24 protein-coding genes and 1 tRNA gene are annotated in these 25,185 nt (G+C 43.0%); 10 read left to right on the top strand and 15 right to left on the bottom strand.

All coding sequences use genetic code 11. From position 1 onward, the window contains the following. Nucleotides 1–131: 131 nt before the first annotated feature. From ACYVIY_RS16635 to ACYVIY_RS16620, 4 genes are all read right to left on the bottom strand, one after another. Nucleotides 132–1,439: a Gfo/Idh/MocA family protein gene (locus ACYVIY_RS16635; protein ID WP_460977502.1), complete on the bottom strand. Its 1,308-nt coding sequence runs from the start codon at nt 1,437–1,439 to the stop codon at nt 132–134. 62 nt (nt 1,440–1,501) lie between these two features. Next, nucleotides 1,502–2,278, bottom strand: a complete 777-nt coding sequence (locus ACYVIY_RS16630) for a hypothetical protein (RefSeq protein ID WP_460977501.1) — start codon at nt 2,276–2,278, stop codon at nt 1,502–1,504. Between the two features lie 2 nt (nt 2,279–2,280). Further along, nucleotides 2,281–2,712, bottom strand: coding sequence for an ABA4-like family protein (locus ACYVIY_RS16625; protein ID WP_460977500.1), 432 nt, complete (start codon nt 2,710–2,712; stop codon nt 2,281–2,283). Nucleotides 2,713–2,760: 48 nt separating this feature from the next. After that, on the bottom strand, nt 2,761–3,963 hold the full coding sequence (locus ACYVIY_RS16620; protein WP_460977499.1) for a dipeptidase: 1,203 nt from the start codon (nt 3,961–3,963) through the stop codon (nt 2,761–2,763). Nucleotides 3,964–4,181: 218 nt separating this feature from the next. Between ACYVIY_RS16620 and ubiE the strand changes: the two genes are divergently transcribed. The 3 genes from ubiE (at nt 4,182) to ACYVIY_RS16605 (ending at nt 5,847) form a co-directional block, all read left to right on the top strand. Then, the gene (gene ubiE / locus ACYVIY_RS16615; protein WP_460977498.1) at nt 4,182–4,913 is read left to right on the top strand and encodes a bifunctional demethylmenaquinone methyltransferase/2-methoxy-6-polyprenyl-1,4-benzoquinol methylase UbiE; all 732 of its coding nucleotides are present in this window, start codon (nt 4,182–4,184) and stop codon (nt 4,911–4,913) included. Next, complete coding sequence (gene porT / locus ACYVIY_RS16610) at nt 4,853–5,635, top strand: type IX secretion/gliding motility protein PorT/SprT (RefSeq protein ID WP_460977497.1); 783 nt, start codon at nt 4,853–4,855, stop codon at nt 5,633–5,635. The genes ubiE and porT overlap by 61 nt, the downstream gene beginning before the upstream one ends. Nucleotides 5,636–5,769: 134 nt before the next feature. Continuing rightward, nucleotides 5,770–5,847, top strand: a tRNA-Val gene (locus tag ACYVIY_RS16605). Nucleotides 5,848–5,969: 122 nt separating this feature from the next. Here ACYVIY_RS16605 and ACYVIY_RS16600 read toward each other — a convergent pair. The 4 genes from ACYVIY_RS16600 to ACYVIY_RS16585 all read right to left on the bottom strand — a co-directional run bounded on the left by ACYVIY_RS16600 (nt 5,970) and on the right by ACYVIY_RS16585 (nt 8,498). Further along, nucleotides 5,970–6,806, bottom strand: coding sequence for a hypothetical protein (locus ACYVIY_RS16600; RefSeq protein WP_460977496.1), 837 nt, complete (start codon nt 6,804–6,806; stop codon nt 5,970–5,972). Nucleotides 6,807–7,128: 322 nt separating this feature from the next. Continuing rightward, nucleotides 7,129–7,446: a hypothetical protein gene (locus ACYVIY_RS16595; protein WP_460977495.1), complete on the bottom strand. Its 318-nt coding sequence runs from the start codon at nt 7,444–7,446 to the stop codon at nt 7,129–7,131. Further along, nucleotides 7,412–7,876, bottom strand: a complete 465-nt coding sequence (locus ACYVIY_RS16590; RefSeq protein ID WP_460977494.1) for a hypothetical protein — start codon at nt 7,874–7,876, stop codon at nt 7,412–7,414. The genes ACYVIY_RS16595 and ACYVIY_RS16590 overlap by 35 nt, the downstream gene beginning before the upstream one ends. A gap of 337 nt (nt 7,877–8,213) precedes the next feature. Further along, entirely contained in the window at nt 8,214–8,498 is a 285-nt protein-coding gene (locus tag ACYVIY_RS16585; RefSeq protein ID WP_460977493.1) for a hypothetical protein, read from the bottom strand. A gap of 116 nt (nt 8,499–8,614) precedes the next feature. On the opposite strand from ACYVIY_RS16585, the gene ACYVIY_RS16580 reads away from it, so the two are divergent. The 3 genes from ACYVIY_RS16580 to ACYVIY_RS16570 all read left to right on the top strand — a co-directional run bounded on the left by ACYVIY_RS16580 (nt 8,615) and on the right by ACYVIY_RS16570 (nt 14,950). After that, nucleotides 8,615–12,433 (top strand): class I SAM-dependent DNA methyltransferase, encoded by a 3,819-nt coding sequence (locus tag ACYVIY_RS16580; protein ID WP_460977492.1) that lies wholly within the window; start codon nt 8,615–8,617, stop codon nt 12,431–12,433. A gap of 43 nt (nt 12,434–12,476) precedes the next feature. Then, complete coding sequence (locus ACYVIY_RS16575; RefSeq protein ID WP_460977491.1) at nt 12,477–13,412, top strand: hypothetical protein; 936 nt, start codon at nt 12,477–12,479, stop codon at nt 13,410–13,412. Between the two features lie 182 nt (nt 13,413–13,594). Further along, nucleotides 13,595–14,950: a DUF2971 domain-containing protein gene (locus tag ACYVIY_RS16570; protein ID WP_460977490.1), complete on the top strand. Its 1,356-nt coding sequence runs from the start codon at nt 13,595–13,597 to the stop codon at nt 14,948–14,950. Nucleotides 14,951–14,969: 19 nt separating this feature from the next. On the opposite strand, the gene ACYVIY_RS16565 is transcribed toward ACYVIY_RS16570, so the two are convergent. From ACYVIY_RS16565 to ACYVIY_RS16545, 5 genes are all read right to left on the bottom strand, one after another. Next, a complete protein-coding gene (locus ACYVIY_RS16565; RefSeq protein ID WP_460977489.1) occupies nt 14,970–16,169 on the bottom strand; it encodes a DUF6371 domain-containing protein in 1,200 nt (399 codons plus the stop codon). 111 nt (nt 16,170–16,280) lie between these two features. Further along, entirely contained in the window at nt 16,281–17,771 is a 1,491-nt protein-coding gene (locus ACYVIY_RS16560) for a DNA primase family protein (RefSeq protein WP_460977488.1), read from the bottom strand. Continuing rightward, on the bottom strand, nt 17,764–18,051 hold the full coding sequence (locus ACYVIY_RS16555; RefSeq protein WP_460977487.1) for a helix-turn-helix domain-containing protein: 288 nt from the start codon (nt 18,049–18,051) through the stop codon (nt 17,764–17,766). Before ACYVIY_RS16555 ends, ACYVIY_RS16560 begins: the two co-directional genes overlap by 8 nt. A 68-nt stretch (nt 18,052–18,119) precedes the next feature. Then, complete coding sequence (locus ACYVIY_RS16550) at nt 18,120–19,274, bottom strand: hypothetical protein (protein WP_460977486.1); 1,155 nt, start codon at nt 19,272–19,274, stop codon at nt 18,120–18,122. 68 nt (nt 19,275–19,342) lie between these two features. After that, on the bottom strand, nt 19,343–20,734 hold the full coding sequence (locus ACYVIY_RS16545; RefSeq protein ID WP_460977485.1) for a site-specific integrase: 1,392 nt from the start codon (nt 20,732–20,734) through the stop codon (nt 19,343–19,345). 358 nt (nt 20,735–21,092) lie between these two features. On the opposite strand from ACYVIY_RS16545, the gene ACYVIY_RS16540 reads away from it, so the two are divergent. Both ACYVIY_RS16540 and ACYVIY_RS16535 read left to right on the top strand, forming a co-directional pair. Then, nucleotides 21,093–21,581, top strand: coding sequence for a hypothetical protein (locus ACYVIY_RS16540; RefSeq protein WP_460977484.1), 489 nt, complete (start codon nt 21,093–21,095; stop codon nt 21,579–21,581). A gap of 167 nt (nt 21,582–21,748) precedes the next feature. After that, nucleotides 21,749–22,198, top strand: coding sequence for a response regulator (locus tag ACYVIY_RS16535; RefSeq protein WP_460977483.1), 450 nt, complete (start codon nt 21,749–21,751; stop codon nt 22,196–22,198). On the opposite strand, the gene ACYVIY_RS16530 is transcribed toward ACYVIY_RS16535, so the two are convergent. Beyond that, the gene (locus tag ACYVIY_RS16530; protein ID WP_460977482.1) at nt 22,167–22,568 is read right to left on the bottom strand and encodes a hypothetical protein; all 402 of its coding nucleotides are present in this window, start codon (nt 22,566–22,568) and stop codon (nt 22,167–22,169) included. The two genes, ACYVIY_RS16535 and ACYVIY_RS16530, sit on opposite strands and share 32 nt — an antisense overlap. A 459-nt stretch (nt 22,569–23,027) precedes the next feature. Between ACYVIY_RS16530 and ACYVIY_RS16525 the strand changes: the two genes are divergently transcribed. Together ACYVIY_RS16525 and ACYVIY_RS16520 are read left to right on the top strand one after the other, a co-directional pair. Continuing rightward, nucleotides 23,028–23,432 carry a response regulator gene (locus ACYVIY_RS16525; protein ID WP_460977481.1) on the top strand — a complete coding sequence of 135 codons (405 nt, stop codon included), beginning with the start codon at nt 23,028–23,030 and terminating at the stop codon, nt 23,430–23,432. 151 nt (nt 23,433–23,583) lie between these two features. Next, on the top strand, nt 23,584–24,015 hold the full coding sequence (locus ACYVIY_RS16520) for a response regulator (protein WP_460977480.1): 432 nt from the start codon (nt 23,584–23,586) through the stop codon (nt 24,013–24,015). A gap of 232 nt (nt 24,016–24,247) precedes the next feature. Here ACYVIY_RS16520 and ACYVIY_RS16515 read toward each other — a convergent pair whose 3' ends face one another. Further along, the gene (locus tag ACYVIY_RS16515; RefSeq protein ID WP_460977479.1) at nt 24,248–25,099 is read right to left on the bottom strand and encodes a Nif3-like dinuclear metal center hexameric protein; all 852 of its coding nucleotides are present in this window, start codon (nt 25,097–25,099) and stop codon (nt 24,248–24,250) included. Nucleotides 25,100–25,185: the final 86 nt, after the last annotated feature.

The raw sequence follows: 25,185 nt of genomic DNA, 5'->3' as shown, positions 1-25,185 counted from the left end.
CATAGCCGGGCTTACCCGATACGTAACGAAACTGTTCAAGGCTTCATTTCCGTATGTTATCATTCCGGAGCGCTCCGGAATGATAACGTAGAATATACGACAGGTAATTAACGAACGTAACAAAGGCAAAACTAGACCGGATACTGCCATTCGCCCCGGTACGCACGGCCTAGAAGCTTATTAGCCTCTGGATCGTTAGGAATCTGCTGACCATCCCAGGCGACGCTACGTCCGAGTTTCATCGACAACATACCCAGCAGCGCCATATTGGTCGACCGGTGCCCAATTTCAATATCACTGACCGGCGTTTTGTTGGTTTTGATACTGTCCAAAAAGTTGGCCCACAACTGCGCGATATTCTGGTCGTCGGGTTTGTTAAGCTGAGCATCCTGATGAATAACCGGTTTCTTTGGATCGGACGGATAAAAGGTCCAGCCATCGAGCCAGCCCATGTGGAACGTACCCTCGGTTCCGTAGAAGTACACACCTACAGCCTGCTGCGGGTGCGTTTTCTCGGCGGTATTCCCCGCAAACGCCCGCTGCTCCCACAAGGCCGTAAACCCTTCGAACTCATAGGTAGCAACCTGATGGTCGGGCGCGTCAGTGCTGTCCTGCTTGATGGCCCGGCCACCCGTTGAGTAGACTTTGCGCGGGTGTTTTTCTTCCGTCCACCACAGAATCTGATCCAGCCAATGAATGCCCCAGTCGCCGAGCGTACCGTTGGCGTAGTCCAGGTAGTTGCGCCAGCCTCGGGGATGCATCGTCCGGTTATAGGCACGTAGTGGAGCAGGGCCGCACCACATATCCCAGTCCATTTCTTTGGGCGCTTCGGTATCGGGCGTAGGCTGACCGGCCCCGCCCCCATAATACACGAACGCCCGCGCCATACCGATTTTCCCCGCCTTTCCTGATTTCAGGAATTCCATACCCGATACGTTATGGGGCGATACACGCCGGTGCGTACCGACCTGACAGATTCGGCCCATATCGCGGGCGGTTTTTACCATCGCCTTACCCTCATTGATGGTGTGGCCGATGGGTTTTTCAACGTATACATGCGCACCGGCTTTCATGGCGGCAATGGCAATGAGCGGATGCCAATGGTCGGGAGTAGCGACGATAACGATTTCAGGCTTTTCGGCCGTCAGCATCTCGCGATAATCCCGGTAGAGCTTCGGTTTATCGGATGTTAATTTGCCGAGTTCATCGCTGAGGGTTTTAAGCTGGCGGGTATCGACATCGCAAATACCGACAACCTTCGACTCGCCTGCCTGCACGGCGCAACGTAGAATGTTGGTGCCCCACCAGCCCGAGCCAACCAGAGCAGTACGGTACTTCTGAGCGGGTTTACGTGTGATAAAGGCCCGAACCTGCGCAGGATCGGTAATGAGCGTAGCACTGGCTAACGCAGACGTTTTCAAAAATTCGGAACGGTTCATGGGTAATACGATCGTGAGTCGCTAACAAAAGAGCCGAGCCACTTTTCTTTACCCTATGCGCGCTAAGCCCCAAAACTTAACAGCAACGGCCTGCCCGAAAGCGCCTGAACTAACAGACCGGTCACAACCGCTGCGTACAAGCAGGCCGCAATTAGCACCTGACGGGGGCGACGCGCCAGGTAATAGCCGTAGAGCGGTAACAGTTGCAGCGCATGCATGCCGAAGAAATGTGCTACGCGTAAATCGCCGTTTCTGACGCTCCAGTTCGTAACGGGCAGACCCGCTCCGCCGTCCGGCGCACCAACCGTATGCGCCAGTCGGGACGCCATCATGCCTCCCTCAAACGCAAACACGACAAAAAGGAGAATACCCAGACGGATTCCCCACAGGTACGAAGCCGGAACCGCACTCGTTTTCAACGTAAAGAAGAGAACGCCAATATACCCCGTCCACAGCGTGAACGTAGTAATGGCGATGCCCATCGCGGAAAACAATATAGCATCACGTATTGAGCTGATATTAAAGTGCGATAACTTACCCAGAGCGGCCTGGCCAACAATAACCACCATCTCAAACGTAAGCACCAAACCCACCATCCAGGCGTAGATAGTGGCCGTTCTGGGCCGGTTAAGCAAGGGCAGATAAAGGGCCATTGTCCAGCAGAACAGCCAGATCGAGACAAAGAATTTGGTGGGCTTAATGAAAGCGTTGATGCCCATTACCTGTTGGGTTGTCAGCAACACCAGTATGCCACAAATAGCCGCACCAATCAGGCAGATTACCCCAAACCAGTATAAAACGGTATTTCCGGTACGTAACGTTTTAAGCAATGATTTCATAGCTAAGCCGATAATTGACGTGTCCGAACCAAACGGATAATCCAGTAGAGCAACAAGCCAACCGGCCCTATCATGAAGCAGGCCAGTAACGGAATAATAATCAGCCAGTGAGGAATCTGTTTCTCCTGCGCGTCGCGCACCACCACCGATCCAGCCACTAAATCAAACGCCAGATAATGCACCCAACCCGCCAGCATGACGCCATCGCCACCGGTAGCAAATAAATTCTTTACACCCGGCAGCGACCCAAACGCCGAGAAGTCAACCGGGCCGCCACCGAACAGATATATGATATAGATAATCGCCAACACCACTGGAATTAGGTACGATCGCACCAACCACTGCGTTACGTGCCAACGCGGGGCTATAATCATCAGCAACCATTGGGGTAATACCAACGTACTGGCAAACTGAAAAACGGCTTCGGGTGTCATAGGTGTTGGGATAGGAGTATTTGAAATTAGTTGATTGAAATTAATTGATTAAGGTGTCACTTTGGCCTGCCCTAGCACCCGGAGTAGATTTCCGCCCCAGATTTTGGCAATATCGGTTTCGGAGTACTTCCGGCGCATTAATTCAGCGGTCAGGTTTTCAATCTGGCTGACGTCCTCCAGACCGTTAACGCTTCCTCCCCCATCGAAATCACTACCTATGCCTACGTGGTCGATACCGGCGATTTTAACGATATGGTCGATATGATCGACGATGTCGGACAGGCTGGCTCGCTCCGAGGCATACACTTTTGCCACCGAATCGCTCTGAGCGGCTATACGAACTTCCATTTCGGGAGTAGCGACCTTACCTACTCTCGACATGCGAATTTTAGTCTTTGCCGCCCGGTGCTCGTCCGATGGTTTTTTCAGGTAATCGCTCACAAAATTCACCTGTACAACGCCCCCCTTGGCCGCTATAGCCCGGATCATATCGTCGGTCATATTACGTGGGAAATCGCATAAGGCCCGGCAATTCGAGTGCGATGCAATGACGGGCGCTTTCGACAGGGCCAGGGCGTCGTAGAACGTACTGTCTGCTACGTGTGATACGTCGATTAATATTCCCAACCGATTCATTTCGGGCACCACTTTCTTACCAAACTCGCTGAGTCCGCCATACAGTGGCCCATCGGGGTCGGTCGATGAGTCGCCAATCAGGTTATTGGCGAAGTGCGTCAGCGTAATATAACGGCAACCCAGATCGTAATACGTTTTGAGCATATTCAGATCATCGCCCACCGGGTACCCATTTTCCATTCCGATAAACACAGCCCGCTTCCCTGCTTTTTGAATCCGATAGGCATCAGCGGGGGTTAGGGCTAGTTCGGACTGATCGGGATGTTTTTTTAAGGCATCGTGAATCAGCTTAAACTGGTTTAGCGCATTCCGTTTTGCTTCGGCATGACCTTCGGGTGTTCGCGGCCCCTGCGACGTATACACTGCGAAAAACATGGCATCCATTCCGCCCTCTTTCATCCGGGGAAAGTCGATCTGAGATCCGTCGCGTTTGGTATTGTGCGCCACGCCCACATCGAAGCCCGGCGTTTGCATCATAATCGGCGCATCGGCATGTGTATCCAGCGTTAATATATGCTGGTGAAGCTGGTGTACTTTCTTGGGGTCAGGGTCTTCCGGCAGCGGAGAAAGAAACGTAAAAAAGAATGGCAGGAACGGAAAAAATGCGTAACTCATGAGAAACAGAATAAGTTTAACCAGCTATTTACTGTGTCAAACTACGTAAAGCCGGGGCAAAACGCAATGATTCAGCGTTATACCCAGCTTTTGCTGCGAAACTTTCCCACTAGCCAGCCGGTTTGTCACAAATAAAGAGTGCAGGAACGAATGAGTGAAAAAGTGATTACCGTATTTACTTCCCCTCATTCGCTCTTCCCCTCATTCGCTCATTGAACATGGCCGTTGTACCTTACAAAGATAAAGACACCTCCAAGCGCGAACAGGTTGCCGAAATGTTCGACAACATATCGCCGAAGTATGACCTGCTTAATCACGTACTGAGTGGCGGCATCGACATTCTTTGGCGTAAACGGGCCATTCGCGAACTGCGGCCCTATGCCCCCAAAACGATTCTGGATATTGCTACCGGAACGGGCGATTTTGCCTTAGAAGCCCTCGCGCTCAAGCCTCAGAAGATAGTCGGCGTCGATATTTCGGAGGGGATGCTGGTGGTCGGCCGGGAGAAAATGAAGAAGCGCGGGGTTGATAACATCATCGAGATGCGATCAGGCGATTCAGAACGTTTACCATTTACAGACAATGAATTTGATGCTGTCATCGTTTCGTTTGGTGTGCGCAACTTCGAGAACCTGCTCAACGGCTTAACGGATATGTACCGCGTGATTCGCCCCGGTGGCGTCTGCGTAGTGCTTGAATTCTCGAATCCGCGTCAGTTCCCTTTTAAACAAGTATACGGTTTTTACTCCCGGACTATCCTGCCGCTCATTGGGCGCCTGGTAAGCAAAGACGCGTCGGCTTATACGTATCTGCCCGAATCTGTTCAGGCATTTCCCGATGGTCCCGACTTCCTGCGCATCTACGAAACGGCCGGATTCACCAATACTAAATGGATACCCCTCACCTTCGGCGTCGCTTCAATTTACATAGGTCAGAAAGCAGGTTCCTAGTTGGTAATCGGCTGTTTAATTTACCAGTCATTCGGCTTATCCTGGCTTTGCTGGTTGGTCTGCTCATGAGTATGCCAACCCAGGCGCAGACCTATAAGTACGTTCGTAAGCACCTGGAACGCTACGATGACAAAGCTATACACTACGGCTTTTTCTTTGCCGCGCCCGTTACGCGGTTTAGTGTTGGCTACAGTCCGTCCTTCCTGCAGGCCGACTCCGCGTATCGAATTTATTCACCCAACAAACCCAGCTTTCGGGTTGGCTTCGTCGTCAACGCCTTCCTCGACGACCGGTTCGATCTTCGGCTGACGCCTTCCGTCTCGCTATTTAGTCGTGAGGTGATGTATGACTATCCGGGTGGAACATCTAAAAAAGAAGTACGCGAATCGACCTGGCTGGATTTTCCGCTGCTAGTTAAATACAAATCAGAACGACGTAACAACACGCGCATGTACCTGCTGGCTGGTGGTGCCTTCAGTATTGAAACAAACGTCCGCCGGAAGGAACAACAGGGCACCAGTCGGCTCAGTACGGGCACGATGGACTTTGCGGTTGAGTACGGGGTTGGCTTCGAGCAGTTCTTCGAGTTTTTCAAGTTTGCACCCGAACTCCGCTTTTCGCATGGCCTCGTGAACCTCTACCGGCCTACCAATAATGCAGCGGGTATTGGCATCAACAAGCTCACTACGCATACGGTGACTCTGTACTTGAATTTCGAGTAGGCTACGTCACTTTGATTATCAGTCGCTTGCAAAAAACTTTATTTTTTTTGTCTCAATACTTGCAAAACGGCGAATCAGGGGCTTATATTTGCACTCCCAAACGACAACAACGAAGCCGAACGGGAAACTAAAAAGGGAGTTTAGCTCAGCTGGTTCAGAGCATCTGCCTTACAAGCAGAGGGTCGGCGGTTCGAACCCGTCAACTCCCACCACTGAAAATCAGCCAGTTAGCAAAAATGTTAACTGGCTTTTTCTATTTAGGTACAACGCTAGGTACAACATTATACTCGATGAGTGTTAGAAGTTAATGTATGATACCGATTATGAAATTCTATTAGAATATACCCAAATTAGTATTAATACCAAAACCTATCCATGGCTTATTTTGATATATCCATTCGTCAGAATACTTTCCTAGACTATTATCAAAGCCTAACGAGATAATTAATCCTAAATTGTTTCGGGCAAAAGTGGCGCTTAGACCATATGATAGGGCCACATTAGTCTGGTCAGCTACATAATTACTAGGGTTGCGGAAAGTAGCCTTTTTAATATCTGCAGAAGATAACCCCCCAAAAACGCCTAGAGTAACAGAGTAATTATTTATTACTCTAGATGTTACACGCGAAACTCCAAACGTTTTACCTAAGCTACCGACAAAGCTCAGGTTCGCTGAGGTTGTTACTGGCACATCTCCCACTTTTAATCTCATTCTAAAGGGAATTGTACCAACTCCAAAAGATACTGCAGAAAAGGGGATAGTTACTACATATGTGGGAGCCCCTACTGTGGGTCTTAAAAGATCAATCTCGTACCGTCCCTTCCCCAATGGTGAACTAGAGTTTATGCAGCTATCCACACCCTTAAATTGGTCACTAGATGCTTCTATCTGCCAAAAGTCTACAACTGGTACACCGTTACTGAGAGATATTACGCAGTTTAACTTTTTAGAGCAAATAGTTTTTAATTGCCTTTCACCATTTGGCGCAACATAAACCAGTCTTATTTTCCCTGCCTCTAATTGCTCAATAGAACGTCTCGATAAAATAGCAGCATCTGGAAAACGTATTACCCTATCCTTATATAGAGTATGATGAAACCGAGCTCTATTTTGAGCTTTCACAGTTATACATACAATTGTCAATAGCAACACTAAGAAAATTTTTCTCATATGTTTGAATCAATGTTAGGCAAAGCTATTTTCTACCCCAACAGTAGACAACGGGAAATTTCCCGTATTCAATTAGAGGATAGATAACCGGGACAAAAAGGAAGACTTGACCTCTTAATATATAATTTTTGTAGCTGCATTGAAGAAGTAGGCTCTCCTATTAGCCTTTGCACGAGAAGCGGTAAAAGGATCTTAGCTGTAATTCAAAAGATCGGATATACCCCACCGTTGATAATCAATCGCTTATCCCCCTCAGTAGTTTTGACGATGCACGTACAAGCTTAGAATAGCGGTTGTGTTTAAGCATAGCTGCAAGGATTCGTTATACCCCTGGGAGTGGGGTTTGTGAATAGCTGGCAGTCGGCTTGTCTTTATTAGGCAGGATAAATAGCGTGTGAATACGGTAGCACTTAGCGTATTGATGAGCCTCTTCCAAGCTCATTTGATGCTGACAACCACGATCCGTGAAATGAACCGTGTCTTCATCCTGAATGCCTTTTAGCGGATCATCCAAATCATCAATGATAACTAATGAGCGAGGGGCATTATCAACAAACTGTTGCAGGTGCATACGGGCTGTTTGTTGGTTGGGCCCTTGTAAAACTTTAGTCAACAAGGCAATCTTTTGAGCTCGTTTCATTGAAGTGCTTTGGCTTGAAAAAGTAATCGAATGAGGATAGGTCTTGATCAAAAGAGATTAAGATAAAGGGGGATGGATCTAAAGCACCAACGCTTTTAGCAAACAGGGCTCTTAACTCGGCTACCGTTACGCCCTTAAAATATCGGCTTGAGTAGTTGCGGTTCCTTACCTGAACATAACTCAGAACTAAGTTATCATAGCGGCTGCCCTCAGCGTCAATTGAACCAATCGCACTATACGAGTGATAGGATAGCCTTGGATCAACTCGCTCAAAGCGGGCTAAGCATTCTCTCAAAGTTAGGTAATCGCCCCTGATCCCTTCAATGATGCTTTCACTAGACATGACAATCAAGTCTAAAAACTCAGGTGGGCATTCAGCTAGATCAACGAAGCCATACACCTCAATAAAAGGCATAGCGGCTTTTTGCATATCCCGCTGTAATTGGCGTAGGGGGCTGGTCTGACCGTCTAGCAGGTTATGTATTATCTTCAGCTTTTCGGCTCGTGTCACGGCTTAAAACGTGGCTGGTTTAAGTTGAGAAACTACCTGAAGTGTTCGACCAAATAAGCTTTCTACCTCTGCTAGATGAACTAATCCATTAGAGCAAGATTCCTGATAACGCCGTAGGGTGTCAAGCTCGTCAGCGGTGAACTGGTCAAGGTCTAAGATCAGCTTAGGTAGAAAAGCGCGGGCGGCTCGGTTGTCGCCTTCTAAAAGCCGCTTCAAAGCGTGTAGTTTGCGAACTCGGTTGTTATTGATCATCCTATCAATCCAGCTTAGCCAAGGCCTTATTCAATAGCTCGTCTATCTGCTCATCATTTAGCATCGACAGGTCTATTTTCTGTTCCCGCTGTTTGGGCACTACATATTCCAAGAACTTAAGATAGACGGTTACCCGCTCTTTTGGCTCTAAAGTCTCTAGGTCCGCTTGTATCGTATCAAACTGATTTTCGATCAACGTAGCAATTCTAGACTTAATGTCAGTAGTGGCTTTGTTAGGGCTTCCGGCTTTGCGGCCTCCGGTCTTTTCGCGTCCCTTCTCGAATGGCATTGCTGATCTATTTTATTCTAGTTTAGAATACTACCGTTTACCGGATTTAGGCGCTTAGAACTTGTCCAACGTATAAAACTTACGTTATTTAGCCCCCTTTAAATATACAAAAAAGAATGCTCCTTACGGCTCGTAACCCGTTAGAATCTCTAGAAAAATCTTACCGTTTACAAAATGTTGGGCGTGAGCAAGTTGAGCTATTTAAAGCTGAATACACCCGACTTTTCGAACGCATTGATGAGAAAGAAAGTGAGGAGAATGCCAAAGGGCATTTGATGGACTTTCTAAAGACTGTCTACTACTCACCGGCTTATCTAGTTGCCACTAAGGGTAAGACAGATTTTGTTATTCATACCGGTAAAGAAGGGGCTTCACCCGCTGGTGTGTTGTTCGAGGTTAAGCGGCCAACCAATAAGACCGAAATGGTCACGCGCCAAAACCTCAACACGAAAGCGATGCAGGAATTAATCCTGTACTACTTCCGAGAGCGCATTCAAAGCAGAAACACTGACATACGGCATTGCATCATTACCAACCTCTACGAGTGGTTTATCTTCGATGCTGCTCAGTTCGAGCGGCTGTTCTATAAGAATACCCATTTAGTTAGGGAGTATGAAGCCTGGGCATCCGGTCGGAAGGTAAGCACCAATAACGAGCTATTTTATAATGAGATTGCCAAACCCTTTTTGGCTGGTTTAGACGAGGAGATACCGTTTACTTACTTCGATTTACGGGAATACAGAACCATTGTATCGAATGCCTCTAAGACGGACGACAAGCGCCTGTTAGCCCTTTACAAGCTGCTTTCACCAACGCACCTACTTAAGCTGCCAACGGCAACTGATAGCAACCGGCTAAACCCAAAGTTCTATTCTGAACTCTTGCACCTGATCGGTCTGGAGGAGGTTAAAGAGGGCGGTAAAAAAGTCATTCGTCGTAAACAGGCTGGCAAACGAGATGAAGGCTCCTTACTGGAGAATACCATCATTGAGTTAGATACAGCCGGAAAGCTCTATCATTTAACGGATCGGGCTCAATATGGGGCAACCAATGATGAGCAGTTGTTTAGCGTAGCTCTTGAGCTTTGCATTACGTGGATTAACCGGATCTTGTTCTTAAAGCTGCTCGAATCGCAGTTAGTTAAGTACCATAATGGGGATCAGGAATACGCGTTTTTGAACCGGAACAAGATCAGCGATTTTGACGAGTTGTATAAGTTGTTCTTTCGGGTACTGGCTAAGAAACCAACTGAGCGGCAAGAGTCAATTCAAAAGAAGTTTGGCCGTGTTCCATACCTCAACAGCTCCTTATTTGAGATAACAGACTTAGAAGACGCAACAATCAATATCAACGGCTTAGATGACAGCCTGAACTTACCGCTGCTCCGTAACAGCGTCTTAAAAGAGAATCCGGCTTATCGAAACACCGATGAACTAGGCACCATGGCTTATCTGTTTGCCTTCCTGGATGCTTATGATTTTGCGTCAGAGAGCCGGGAAGGTATACTGGAGAAAAACCGAACGCTGATCAATGCATCTGTCTTAGGCTTAATCTTTGAAAAGATCAATGGCTATAAAGACGGTTCATTCTATACGCCTGGATTTATCACAGAGTATATGTGCCGGGAGACCATCCGAAAAGCAGTTGTTCAAAAATTCAACGAGGCTAAAGGGTGGGCTTGTAAAGACTTTGCCGAACTAGAAGACAAGGACTTTGATCGGACTGAAGCTAACACCCTGATTAATGAGGTACGCATTTGTGATCCGGCTGTCGGCTCAGGGCACTTTCTGGTATCGGCACTTAATGAGCTAATAGCGATCAAGTCAGATTTAGGAGTGTTGCAGGATGAGACGGGCAAACGCTTAAAAGGTTACTCGGTCAGCATCCTCAACGATGAGTTGATTGTACAGGATGAGGACGAAACGCCTTTTACCTACGTACTGCAAGCAACCGGAAAGCCAACGCCCGAACGACAACGGGTGCAAAAGACGCTCTTTCACGAAAAGCAGACCATTATTGAAAACTGCCTGTTTGGGGTAGACATAAATCCCAACTCGGTTAAGATTTGCCGGTTGCGGCTTTGGATTGAGCTACTAAAGAACGCCTATTATACCGATGAGTCCGGTTTTACAGAGCTTGAAACCCTGCCTAACATTGACATCAACATAAAGCAAGGGAACAGCCTGTTAAGTAAGTTTAGCCTCACCGAAGATTTAACAGACGTATTCCAAAAGCAAAAGTTTAGCTTATCGGCATACAAGAAAGCGGTAGCCGATTATAAGAACGCGCCAAACAAAGAGGCCAAAACCGAACTGTTACGCTTCATTAATGAGATTAAGAGCCAATTTAGAGAGACCGTTTATAAGCGTGACCCTCGTAGAAAAAAGCTTTTAGACTTACGAGGAAAACGAGCTCTACTCGAAGTCAATACAGACATTTTTGGAAATCCTATCAAAGACCCAAAGCTGGTTGAGACCGAAAAGAAGCGCTTTGATAAGGCTATTGAGCAAGCTGAAACAGAGATTGCCGAAGTCGAAAACAACGCCCTATACAGAGGTTCTTTCGAATGGCGGTTCGAGTTCCCTGAAGTGCTGAATGAAAAGGGAGATTATATTGGCTTCGATGTTGTAATTGGCAATCCACCTTACATCAGACAAGAGGATTTAGGCGAATCAAAAACGTTACTCAAAAAAAACTTTCCCAAAACCTACGCAGGCACTGCTGATCTTTATGTTATGTTCATTGAGCATGGGATACGGATCTTACGGCCTATGGGTCAGTTTACTTATATCACCCCGAACAAGTGGTTGAAGGCAGGGTACGCAGAAAACATGCGTAAATGGCTTAAGACACTAGCCGTTGAGCACATTGCTGATTTTGGAGATCTACCAGTTTTTGATGAGGCTACTACTTATCCAAGTATCATAAGAATCCAAAATGATCTTACTAGAGGAAGCTTCAAATCAGTACTGATCAATTCGCTGAATTATACTAATGGTCTAGCGGCATTCATAGAGGCTACTACTTTTGAAATTGTGGTAGACAGCCTACAAGATGAAGGGTGGCAGCTAACTAATCTAGAGGTAAAGCAACTCACAGCAAAGATTCAAGCAGCGGGTAAGCCGCTAGGTGAGTACGTAAATGGAAAAATTTATTACGGAATTAAGACAGGGTTGAATGAAGCCTTCATTATTGATGATGTTACAAAAAATAAATTAATTGCTGAAGACGCACGAAGTGCTGATGTTATTAAGCCATATTTAGGAGGACGAGATATAAAACGTTATGAAGTTCCAAAAACCAATAAGTATCTTATTTACATTCCTTGGCACTTTCCGCTGCATAATGACAGTGCAATCAAAGGCTCTTCTTTAGAAGCGGAAGCACTCTTTAAAGAGAATTATCCTTCAGTATTCAATCATTTATATCAATTTAAGACGAAATTACAAGCAAGGAATCAAGCTGAAGTAGGAATCAGATATGAATGGTATGCTTTACAAAGGTGGGCATCTGATTACTATCAAGAGTTTGAAGTAAATAAAATTATCTTTCCAGATATTGGCATAAGAGTACAAGCCGCTTATGATGACAAATCTTCATACTGTGTAAACACTGCATACTTTATTCCGAAAGATGATAAATACTTGTTAGCCTTACTTAACTCAAAAGTTGTTCTTTATTTCTATAAGATTCTTTCTACAGCTATTCGGGGCGGCTATTTAAGGTTTTTCAAACAGTATGTAGAACAGATTCCGGTGCCTACTCCAACAGATTCTGCGAGAATTGATATTGAACTTATAGTTGATCAGATTCTATACGCCAGAGCTATTGATCCAATCGCTGACACATCAGCATTAGAAGCAGAAATTGACCGGCTAGTATATGCACTATATGGTTTGACAAATGATGAGGGTGCAATGATCGACTCAATGTGATAAAAAAGTCAATTAATTTAAATATTATATTTTTATAGCTTATATGAGAGACAAAATTTGGGTAACTACTGTGCCAGACTTTTTCGTAAAGTACATGAGTACAGAAAAATTATATTTAGTTGAGCAAGATGATAATAACAAAGCGTATATAATTAGAGAAGCAACCGCTTCAGAGTATGAAAGTATACTAGCCGCCAATAAAGTGATGTTTGAATATCATTATTTTAATAGGCGTTCCGTAGAAATAGATATGAATTTAAATGATTTTCTAGATACATGTCAGAAATATTCTACAATATCTGCTAGTTCACAAGATCCCGAGTATGAAAACTCAAAGATGATGGACGATTTTTTTGTAAACATAAATAGAACGTTTACTAGCTATGTAAGCTCATGTCGAATATTTATCGATCATCTAGAGTTCAAATTAAAAAGAAAGTATGGAAGTACTTCTAAAGAATATTTAGACTTTGACAAAGCGAAAAAGTATTGCTATAATAGTTACTTTTCATACAAGCTCTTTTACCATTTAAGAAATTATGCACTTCACGAACACTTCCCGATTAACAATATTTACAAAGGAATAGAATATGGCGATTCTAGAAGTCAACAAAAGTTAATAATCAATTACGAGATTTACTTTGATACTAACGCATTACTCTCAAGTGACGATATAAGCAAAAAATTAAAATTAGACCTTAAAAGAAGAAATAACTTATTCCCAGTATTGCCTGTTGTTAATGAGTTCAAAAAGGCCCTAGATTATCTATTAAAAACACTTTTACTAATAGAAAAAACTTCTTATGTTGAAAATGCAAATATTCTTATGAGGTTTTTGAATACCGCACAATATGGAGGAAAAGTTGAAATTGGAAAGTTTACTAAAAACAGAGATAATACCATAAGTTACTCCCCTACTACTCCAAACGTTACAATAATCGAGAATTTGAGGAATAACCTAAGAAGACTAAATGTTTAAACTTGCTTTACAATTCAAGTGTTACTGAAGGCCATTTTTTATACTACATAATAGCGATATTTATTAAAAAAATAATTAACTTATATGGCATATTTTAATTTTTATATAAAAGACAATACAACGACTTTAGTTTAAAACCTAAAAAATTGTTCTAACAACTTAAAAAGATAAACATTTGGACAATGAAAACTCCAGAGTCATATCTAGAAAAGCAGTTTGCCGAGAAATTTTCAAGTTATAATGTTAGGCTAAAAACCTCTATAGCAGAACATAAACTAAGAATCCTAAGGCCGGATTCTTTTCCAATTGGCTTTGATTTCATATTACGTGCTGGATACAGAACTATCGCTATAATTGAAATAAAATCTAAAAATTTTTTTGAAAATTTCAACTTTGCCAGATTAATAAAATACGCTAACGAAAACGATATTCGCTATGCAATACTATCTGATGGAATCAACAAATTTAAGATCTTAGACAGGAACAAAGAAAATAATTTTATAGATACAGATTTTGATGGATTTATTCAAATAATTAGTCAAAGAAAAATTTACGATTTTATAGAGATCAATCAATCTATTGCCTCAATAATAACAGCAGTAATTAATGAAAGCGAATTTACATATTTAAAAGAATGCATCTCGAATAATGCTATTAATATTGCTACACTTGTAAATTACGAAGAAATTGACGAAGTGTTTTATTTATCTGACCCTCAGAATATAGACAGCTTAGAAAACAAAATATTTAGATTACTACTCAAAGATGATAAAGTACCTTCAAAGGTATTCCGTTATACTACATTACCGACGCTTTATGCGATGTTAAAGAACAACACTTTTAGAATGAATTGTTTAGTGGGAATGAATGACACAACAGAGGTGAATTATGCAGAGAATTACATATTAGGTACAAGTAGAAGTTATTCCCAAGCAGATGAAAAAACAATTGAAGCATATAACAATCGATTCATATCATCCTGCTCTCTTAAACAGGATGACTTAACTCAATGGAGATTGTACGCAGACGATTCAAAGGGGGTATGCTTAGAATTTAATTCATCTATAGAAGCATTAAAAAAGAACGAATTTATATTAAAAAGAATTAGCTATAGCAAAAAAGATCAATCTCATCCTGAACTTGATTTAATTAAAGAAATAACAAATAGAATAAAAACTGATCTTAATATTAATTTTGAGTTTAAGACCCTATCGATTTGGAGACACTTCTTTAAACCGTATGAATATGAAGTTGAGAAAGAAGTAAGGCTACTTTATATTGCTGAGTATAACTCCAAAATAAAGAAAGGGTGGAATCTAACATCGAGCCATCAAATATTAAATCCTTTTGTTGAGTTCGATTTAAAAGACAATTCGTTACCGATTGAATTAATCGGAGTTGTATTTGGCCCGAAATGTTCAGAGAAGGATATAAACAAGAAACAATTCGAACAATTTGTGCGAGAGCTAATTTCGGGAGGTTATACAAATTTAAAAGATTTGAAATTCACGATTAGTAAAATAAGTAATTACAGGTAATGTGATCACATTGAGCTATTTATATGTTCCAAGTAAGCGGATATCCTAACCACTGTTCGAGCAAAAAATCAGCCATATCATAGCCACCTACTTTTTCTTCAATTGTTGCATTATCTTCTAAATAGCTAGAAACTGTGATTTTATAGCCTTTGGCTAGTAGATCATTAGCTATATGGTTCCATTTGTTGAAAGCAGTTCCATCTTTTGAAAGGTCAGGGTATAATTCAATATTTCTCGCACGTAAAGGTGCTAAACGCTGAGCGTTTAGATATGATAATGCCCCAACAGCAAGCCACATATAGTCTTTGAAGTATGCACTACATATGACAGCCGTTTTCGGAGCCTCAACAATAGCAACAGGTTGATCTATTGGCGCCGTTAAGAGTTGAGGTAACCCAAACAAACAGGGTGAGCGCTCAGCATGTTCCTCATAGGCTTGTAGCCATTCAGGAACGGGTTTCTCTTGCTGTGTATACTTACGTAATAAGGCCGAATGTACCCAACTCGTTTTACTACGTTGATTACCCTCCCGGTCCTTGTACTTTACCGTATGAAAGTTATCATCGAATAGCTTAATCTGCCCTCCTCGTTTGCGCCCTAGTTCATCAATGTACCAAAATACACAAGCTCCAGGCCAAAGCGTTGATGTTCCGATTTGAAAACGTTCTAACAGCTCATCGGCAACGCCCATACCTAAATGACAACGCAAAAGATAGGCAAACAGATTACGTTCATAATGCCCTAACGATTGCTCAAAAATTTCATCCGGTATGGTATATACTGTTCCTTCATTTATGGGCATCTTGGCTTTGGCAACAGCCCTTGTTGGCTTATCGAATATATAAGCCGCTACATATTCGGCTTGCTCAAGTGTGGCCTGTTCCATTTGCACAAGCCCGATTATGATTCCTTGTTTCGTTATGCCTTTATTCTTCTGCTTTGCGGCAATCTTAAACCAAGCCTTAGGAATCGAACCAACACTATAACGAGCTTTCACTTCGTCATGGTAAGATAAACCAGACGGTCCTTTTTGGTATGGATTCAGATGGTACCCACAGTTGCTTTCTCTGTCGCAACGCCCGTAGATGTCTGGTAATGGTTCGCCCGTTCTCGTATCAATATAGGGGCTTAGTGTCTTACGGTGCTTAGGTCCACACAGAGGGCAATCTATCTTAACTGCCTTCTTGGGCAATTGGTATCGAAAGTCTTTGTTTGACATACAAAAAATAAATCTTTTGTTAGGTCGTCACAATTGTCACTTTCGTCACGGCTTGAGCTAAGACTTACTCATTATGACAAAAGTGACGAAAGTGACAGTAAAATAAGACTTTTAAAAACTTGCGTTGTCTTTGCAGACATATAGGACTTGCCCGATATTTCGCTTTTCGGCTACAACCCCATTAGCCTCTAGCCGTTTCTTAAAATTAGTCCGCTTTACTGGAATACATCCACTATCAACACAGTAAGCCCGATACAACCTGTAAAGGTCTTGTAATGTGGTGTATTGAGTCGGATCAGGTTTATATCCCTCCTCCTCAAGAAAAAGGGTAGCCGTGTCCGATTGGCGTTTGTAAGCCTCCACTTGCTTTACGACTGCTTCACAATAGGTAAACTTCTCCTGTTCTAATAAGCGACGTAAGCCAGCTAACACCCAATTGAATACACCTGAAAGCTCCGAATTAATAATCTTGGCCGCTAGTTGCTTATCCTGCTCAACTTCAGGAATAGTTACCCCAAACGGGACAATCAGGAACCGTCTGAAATAAGCATTCGAATGTTCTACGTCGGTGGGTAGCTCGTTGCAATTAAAGATCAGCTTTGCGTAATCTTTTAAAATGAATGGCTGACCATAGGGTAACCTTGCTTCTATAGGTTCACCCGATACAAGTTGCTTAAAGATGTTAGCCTCAAGCTTTCCACTTATCTCACTGGCGTAGTTGACAAGCTTATTTGCAATGTTTGCGCGGTGATAGCCCTTTTCCTCAGTTAATGATTGCAAAGAATAATGGCTAACATTATCTGAACCTAACAGCGCTGTTACAATCTCAAAAAATACCGACTTTCCATTAGCACCCGAACCGTAAAGGAGTAGTGTCTTTTCCATCTTGAGTTTGGAAGGGGACACAAAGACATAACCTATGTATTCGGCCAGGAGCTTTTGACAGTCGATATCAGGTTGTACCCGATTGATGAATTGATCAAAAAGCGGTGCTTTAGCTTCAGGATCATACGCGAACGGTAATTGATACGTGATAAAGTCTGCTCGATCAGGAGGCCGTAAAGTTTGGCTCTCGGTGCCAATAATGAAGGTGCCGTTGGTTAGATTAATCTTAACCGTATCCCGTTCAAAGACTGCTTTTGGCAGGTAAGAAGCTTCTGTAAATTGATCAAAAAGCTGATTCGCAAAACCCACATACCGAGCCATGAACTTATCAATACCCATTCGTTCAGCGGCTGCTTTTAAAAAAGCTTTTAGATCATCTCGGTCTATCAACCTCCAGAAAGCGCCGTTATATGAATAATAAAAATCATCTCTTCGGCATAACCCCCATTGATAGCGTTGTGCTAAGGCCATTATTTCCTCACATACAATAACCAGGTAATGACGCGTCTTTAAGGTAGCCTCTTCGTCGTCAGGCTCAAAACCCGCTCGTTCTCTAAAATCAAGCTTTTCAACTTGCTCAAGTAGGCTATTGATTACCTCTTCATGAGAGGGGCAAACAAAAGCTTGGTACTTAAGCTGTTTGGCTTTTTTAGCAAACTTAGTTTGCATATCAGCAACCGAGATTGCAGCGGTGGGGGAAGGTTGAGGATTACTCATAAAGCCCATCTACTTTACGGTTCCCCCGTTCAACCCACTCTAATAATTCGGTCCGGTTAAAATGAAGCCGATTTCCCCGCTTTTTGTGAGGTATAGCCCGTTGTGAAACGAGGGTGTATATACGTGGCTTACTGAGCCGTGTAATTTGCTCAGCTAATTCAATCCCCCCTATCTCATCTAAAGGCAATTGATTAGAGCTTCGTAAACTTTGAAGAGTCTCAAGCGCTAAGGCTTCTAAATTGTTAAGACGTGCATTGATGATTTCAAATGGATTACTCATTGCCATATCGTTTTGTTTGACGCTGGCAAGATTGCTCCATCATATAGCGCGTAACTGGTATATACCGGTCACACAATCTTACACTTGATAGTATTTAATTCATTCTCAGCTATTTTCCGTTGTTCTTTCTCCAGGTAAGGCAATACTGCTTCTATATCATTAATAAGTGGTTTTATCACTCTTCCGTCTACATTGATTCGATCATTACGATCCTTTAAACTTCTATAATGATTATAAAGCTTTTCCCCACTATTGTAACCATACCGTTTAGCTATATCATCAGCTCTGGAATCTCGCTTAATACACTTGTTCTGGTAGATATATAAAAGCGCGACTTGTCTGAGGGAAAGGCCCTCCGCTTTTCTAATTGGACTCTCTATTTGCTGATTAAATGACCTTAGTGCTAACTGCTTAGCTATTGTAAGCTCGTTATGTCTTCTAAAAGCATAATCAATGACATCTTGCTCAATCACATCTTTTGAAGATAAATTATATTTCAACTGTACCCGGCTCTTTTCTCCATCTACGAGTAAGCCAGTTGCTTTATCAAATGTCAATGTAAAAGTTAACTCAAGTTTAGATAACCGCTCAGTGAGGAACCATTGCACAAATCCATTTTGCTTAGGAACATATTCTTCAACCTTTGGAGTAAGCCACTCCTTTATTTCTTCATATACATCCTGAAAGCGAGAGCCAATTTTAATGGTATGTATTTTGAGCCATTCGAGGTAATGACTAAAGTATGCATCAAACTGACGAGCTTGGAGCAGATCCCAGGTTTTAAAGCATAGCTTCTTTCCATCAGGGCCAACAAGTGTAAGAGTATAGCTTTGTAGTCGTTCTGGATATAATGCACTTAGTTCTTTTCTCAGCCAGTTTATATTTGCCTCTGTAATCGGTGGGGATGTTGGCAAGAGCAAGGATATAAGCTGACAATCATCAACCTTGATAATCTCGAATCTTACCTTTTTTAGAACAATAGGTAGCTGTTCAATCGACCCTGACTTAAAAATCTCATAAAGTTGATAGCTCGTTAAGTCGTTAATGATTGAGCCATGAATATTATTTACAATTGCTTGTGCTTTGTCGGTTGAATCGGTGAAGTGTTCAACCACAGATAATAAGTTCTTTTGGAAGAGGCTACCCGAATCGCGTTCAAACTCTAGACTCAATTCATCAGGTATTTCGATTTCTTCGGCTTCAAGCAACTGAATATTACCCATAAACCTATGGTACAAAAGTGGTATAATAGCTCTTCTTAAATTTACCACTTTTTGATATACCTAAAAAATTAGAGTAAAGCATCATAAGCAGAATCAACGGTTTCAGAGGCAAAAGAATCTAGGTAAATAGCGGTAACTGCTTCTGTCTTATGTCCCATAGCTTGGCTAATTACAGCGGTTGGCTGTCCAGCTTGCCGTAATGCTGTAGCGAATGAGTGACGGGCCACATAGGTTGTTAATGGCGTATTGATGTTAGCCCGTTCTCCTATTGTCTTAAGGTCTTTATTCACTTGACCTAGAATCTTATGAAGCCGGTTGTTAATCTGTGTTTCAGTATGGTGCTGCTTGACGTTAAGGATTGGAAAGATGTAGCTGTCCGGCCCCTCATTGGTAAAAGGACGATAAGCCTCAATAATGTCTATAGCTGGCTTCAGTAACCTATTTGAAAATTTACCTCCTGTCTTTTGTCGGGTATAGTTTAAACGGCATTGCCCCTCAACATCAAGGCTAACATTTTTCCAATGAAGTTTAGCTAGATCAACAAAGTTGATTCCTCCACAATAAAAAGAAAAGAGAAAAACAGCCTTTGCCAATCTAAGTCGTTCAACCTCAGCTTCGTTTTTAATGTTGGCAAGCGCTTTTGCGTTTCGCTTGCCTTCAAAATCTTCAGCCGTGTAAATGCCTATTGGCATGAATGCTTCAAACCTACGTATATCGTTTCGGCTTACAGCTCGCTTCTGAGTTGTAGTATCGAATTTACCAATACTGAACTTATGCTTTTCAGCTACATTTCGAGCAAAGGGATATTGGTCAGGCTTAGCAGCACCTTCTGCAATTGCTTTATTAAGCACAGCCCGTAAAGTACGGTAACGATTACTTAAAGTAGTGTCACTATTGCCTCGCCCCCGAAGAAACGTTTCAAGCTGGTTACAAAAGCGTACCGAGACTTCTCCAAAACCTATATCCTGCTTCTGATATTGATGCAGTACAAAATCTGATAGCTGATTTCTCAAATCACGATAAATAACACTATTACCTTCTTTACGGGCAGCAAGCATAGTTGCAACGATTTCATCCATGTAGGCAAGTAGTGTTATGCTACGATTTTGTTTTCGGCTTTCGTTGGCTTTGCTGGCTACAGCACGCGAATCATGTACTTCATCTGCAATAGACAACGATTTTGCGGCACTACTATACTTTTCCTCCCACTCTGTTAGTTTAACTATCAACTCATCGCGGAAAGGTTCAGGATAGCTTTTGCGAATAGCTTCTTTATAGCTACTGTATTTATCATTCCAGTGCTTAGGCAAAAGGCTTAAACCAGTCGCAATAAAGGTCGTTTTCCGGTCTTTCGTAATACGTAGCCAGAACGGATGTGAACCATCTTTAAGCGTTTTAGCAGTACGGTAAATGATTTTTACAGTAGCCTTTCCTTCTTTGTATTGTGTTGTTCTTGGCATTGTTGTACCTGACCTTTTAGGTACAACGTCAGGTACAACAAATGTAACAATTAATGTTGTACCTATAACAACCAACAATAAACTCCCAGCAATTAAATAGCTTTTATTCAGTAGTTTATATAATAATAATTAATAATAATTGGGATTAATACACTGCCTTACAAGCAGAGGGTCGGCGGTTCGAACCCGTCAACTCCCACTACTGAAAATCAGCCAGTTAGCAGAAATGTTAACTGGCTTTTTGTTTTGGCTTAAACGGGTTATCTGTGACGGTGCGATATCTGTTAAAGGCCGATAGCATATATTTGTCTAATAAGACAAATGCTTCCTTCTATAACCGCTTCTTTTCTGCGCCAAAATGATCCTGTTTGCAACGTTTGTAGATTTGATGGGTGAAGTCCGGCCTTATTCTATAGCTAATACCAAATTAGAAATAGGATTTGAAGCCATAAATGACATTGTCAAAAAGGGACATCGGCTACTAGAAGCAAAAATTCTGTCCGATGACCGGAGCTGGACTCAACTTCCAATAGAAGCTTTTGATGGTGAAGACTGTCAGCGAGCGATTTGCGAAATGATGCTGGAATGTCAGTTGATTCTTGGACAACAGTTTACACCCGGTTTACAAATCGGTGCGGCTGGCATCGATCTACTAAACTTCCATCGAATTTGCGTATTCCGGCTCGAATTGGCTATCCCTTTCTTCAAACGTGAACTCAGCCAAATTCAACACAGCAGTCTTTCCGAAGTAACCAAAATATCAAGAGCAAACCAACTGACTGCTACCCTGAACCAATGCCAGCTTGCTCTGGCCTCTCGGAGAAGCCATGTTCAGGACTTGTTTTAGCCAACATTTTACTGTCCTTGTTTTGTTCTGAGCTAATCTTGCCCAAACTTTACTCGATGTGAGTGGTTTCAATACTGCTTGACACTTTCAATGAGGCTCAATGTTATGGATTAGCATAGAAATTTCTACCTGCTTCATTGTTTTCACTGAGCTCGAGAACTTTATCTATGCCAAACGAATACCCTCCCCGTCCAGTACCAGCAGAAGAACGATTAGTCTATTTAGTTGATGACGACGAAGATGACGCGTTCTTATTGGAAAAAGCGCTTCTTGCCGTTTTACCCAATTGTCAATTACGTTACTTTAGTAACGGCCTGGTGATGCTTGAACTCATGACGGAGGCTGGCAACATTCCCCATCTAATTTTCCTGGATATGTATATGCCACAACAGGATGGCATAGAAATCCTGATGAATTTGAAGATAAATAAGGAGTGGGCGCACATTCCGGTTATTATTTTGACGGGTATAGAAGATGCGGATAAGGCTCGATTAGCTTATCAATTGGGAGCAGCGACCGTCATTCAAAAACCTTCTGGTTATGAACAATACCTGGAGCTTGTCATGGTGATTCGTCAGTATTGGTTTATGACGGCCTATCTTCCGGGGCAGGCATAGCTCCAAGCTGATTTTCAACCTGGTCAAGCGCGCGTTGATAATCCAATAAATCTTCTTCTGACTTGAATAGCTTAGGTTCTTTAATGGGCAAACTTATCGACAAGGGCATCCGAACCAGATCGCTGTAATCTCCTACCGGCTTCAGTTCATAAACGGCTGTTTTTACTTCCAGTTCATACGTATCGACGGGCTCAGCAATAACCGTCAGCTCTTCGAGTCGACCATCAAGGAATATGCGAATGATTTCTGCTTCAAAATAAGGATATGGTTCCCCTTCCTCTTCCGACCGTCGGCCGCTATGAGGTTGGTTAACAAAAACAGTATCGCCTACTTTGAAAGGCAGTTCAATGGTCTTGAAGGAAATCAGCATGTCGAAAAGAATAAGAGTTATTGGTAGATATAAGCAATGCGCCTTTCGAGCACTAAGCTAACAAATGAATCTGGTCAAACCGTTATGGGTCAAGCTATAACGAAGTAGTTGAGACCAGAAGATTATCTGGAAGGTAACATGTCTTCTATAGGCTAATCGTTGCCCGACCCTTGACCGTCAAATTCAGTTGGCTGGACTGAACCGTATTTTTTTGATAGAAAACGTAACGTCTTTTCGCTCAATAGCTTGATTTTATTTATTCGGCTCTTTGTATCAAAACTTTGCTGACGGTATTAGGGATGTGTATAGAGGATTTAAGTCTCTACTGGTCTACTTGCTGGCAGACAGACGATCTGTAATCGACTACTTCTAATCTACAAAGTCAACTTTTATTATCTTTAGGCAAGCTTCTCGAACGTTCACCATTCACCGACTGTTAAGCTGTCGATAACTTACCTTATGAGCCACCCGAGTAAGCATTGGGTCATCTTAGTCGATGATGACGAAGACGACAGGTTTTTAGTAAAACAAGCCTTTCAAGCTCAAAGCCCCAAAACTATTCTGCAATGTTTGTCAAGCGGAGAGGAGTTGTTTCAGCTTCTTGAACAGTCCGTTGATATGCCTGCCTTATTATTGCTCGACTTAAATATGCCGATAATGAATGGCTTTGATGTACTTCGGCGGCTTCGGGCCCACTCAGATTATGAGCGCATACCTGTCATTATGTTAACCACCTCTGACGTTGATACGGATCGTCAACACGCGTTGGAGCTCGGAGCAAACAGCTTTGTTACGAAACCGCCTACACTACAGGAATTGGCTAGGATTGTCACTTTGTTGAAACAGAACTGGCTGGTAAGTTAGAATACTGAAAACACTGTTTTGATATGATTGATTACGATAACCAACTAGGTCGGCCGAAATAGATACACAGCATAATTTGCGGAAAAACTAATCCTTTTCATCCTGTTTACAGTTGTAATTTAATAAACAATCTTAACAGAAGAGCAAACTTGTGGAAGACCCTAGAGGCCCGATCATCTTTATTGATGACGATCAAGACGATCAACTTATGTTCAAACCTTTACTAGAACGACTAGCACCGAACAATCAAGTCATTTTCTTTAACAATGGCCAGCAGGCTATTGATTACCTAAGAACTAGTAAAGAGCCCGCTTTCATAATCATCTCCGAGGTTAGTATGCAAGTCATGAACGGCTTAGAACTACGTAGAGAGATTGAGGCTGATCCTGAACTTAAGCGCAAAGCGGTTCCCTTTATCTTTTTTACCCATCCAGTTTATAAGCAGATGGTTGAAGAAGCATATGAGCTAACAATACAAGGATTTTTCGAGAAGCAATCCAGTATAGAACAGATGAAGAATCAGTTAGAAGCTATTGTTAACTACTGGAAAAGCAGCTTACATCCGAACCGGTTTTCTGAGTAAGTTCATTCGTTTAGTTCGGCTGCAATTGATGTACTTGTTAAAGAAGCCAGAACTGAATCGTTACGCTTACACGAAGAACAATATGCCGATCGCGGACTATTTCTTCGAATATGGATACACCCTTCCATAGAAACGGAATTTGCCATACATCCGAAATGTCAGTTAACTGATCGACATAACTACACAAAGAGCAAGGGACTGTGTGGTAAAGTCCCCTGCTCTTAGAGTAACGCTACTTACCTGGCTGGTCGGGACGCCAGTAAGGCTCGGGTGCTGCAACGAACTCGACAGGCACTTCCGGAATAAAGCCTTTCAGCCACTCGGTGCAGTGCTTCATACCAGCTTGCTCAGATAGCAAATGTCCCATGATGATCAGGGCTTTTTTCTGACCCGAGGTGATGGCGTCCTGCACATACTCGACTAACTCCCATTCGTGGGTCTCTCCTACGACCAATACGTCCGCCTGCGCCAGAAACGGAACACCCGGCATCAGGCTGACGTTACCCCAACTGGCCATCACCCGTTTGACCGGTAGCTGTGGGTCGCCAATAACCCTCATGGTCTTTATGTTCAGTTTGGAGGCCATGCCCTGCGCAAATCGGGCCAGCGTTGTCTCCGGAAACGTAAACAGACGTGGGTTTTCGGAGTCTTTATTCTTCTCCCAGCCTAGCTCGTGAATCATGCCGGTAGCAATGCCGTCGGGTTTGTGAGCGTGCCAGTGATCATGAAAGTGAAAGACGGCCATGCCCTGCTGCTGCATGAAATCCCGCTTGCGCTGGTAAAGAGCATCGTCCTGAATAGGCTCGATCCGGTCCTGGTGCGAATAGAACGTTGGCTCGTGGGTAATCACCATGTTCAACCCCTTCGCGGCCGCCCGCTGGAGCGCGTCCAGGGTAGCCATCATCGTACAGGCAACTCCTTTAATGGGTACGTCAGCGTTACCAACAATCAGCTTATCGACGGTTTGCTCACGCCAGGGTACGCCCACATTCGCTTTGATACGGTCTATGATCTGCCCGGCCGTAAGCGACGCTGGCGTAAAAGCGGGTAAAGCAGCAACTACCGGAAGGCCAAGCGAAGCCATCAAAAATGAACGTCGTGATACGTTATAAGCACTCATAAAATAGCGTATGTCAACACGGTTAAGAGTTATCTATATTCAGAGAAAAC

Source organism: Spirosoma knui (assembly GCF_054780635.1).
This window is presented reverse-complemented; position numbering and strand designations above follow the sequence as displayed.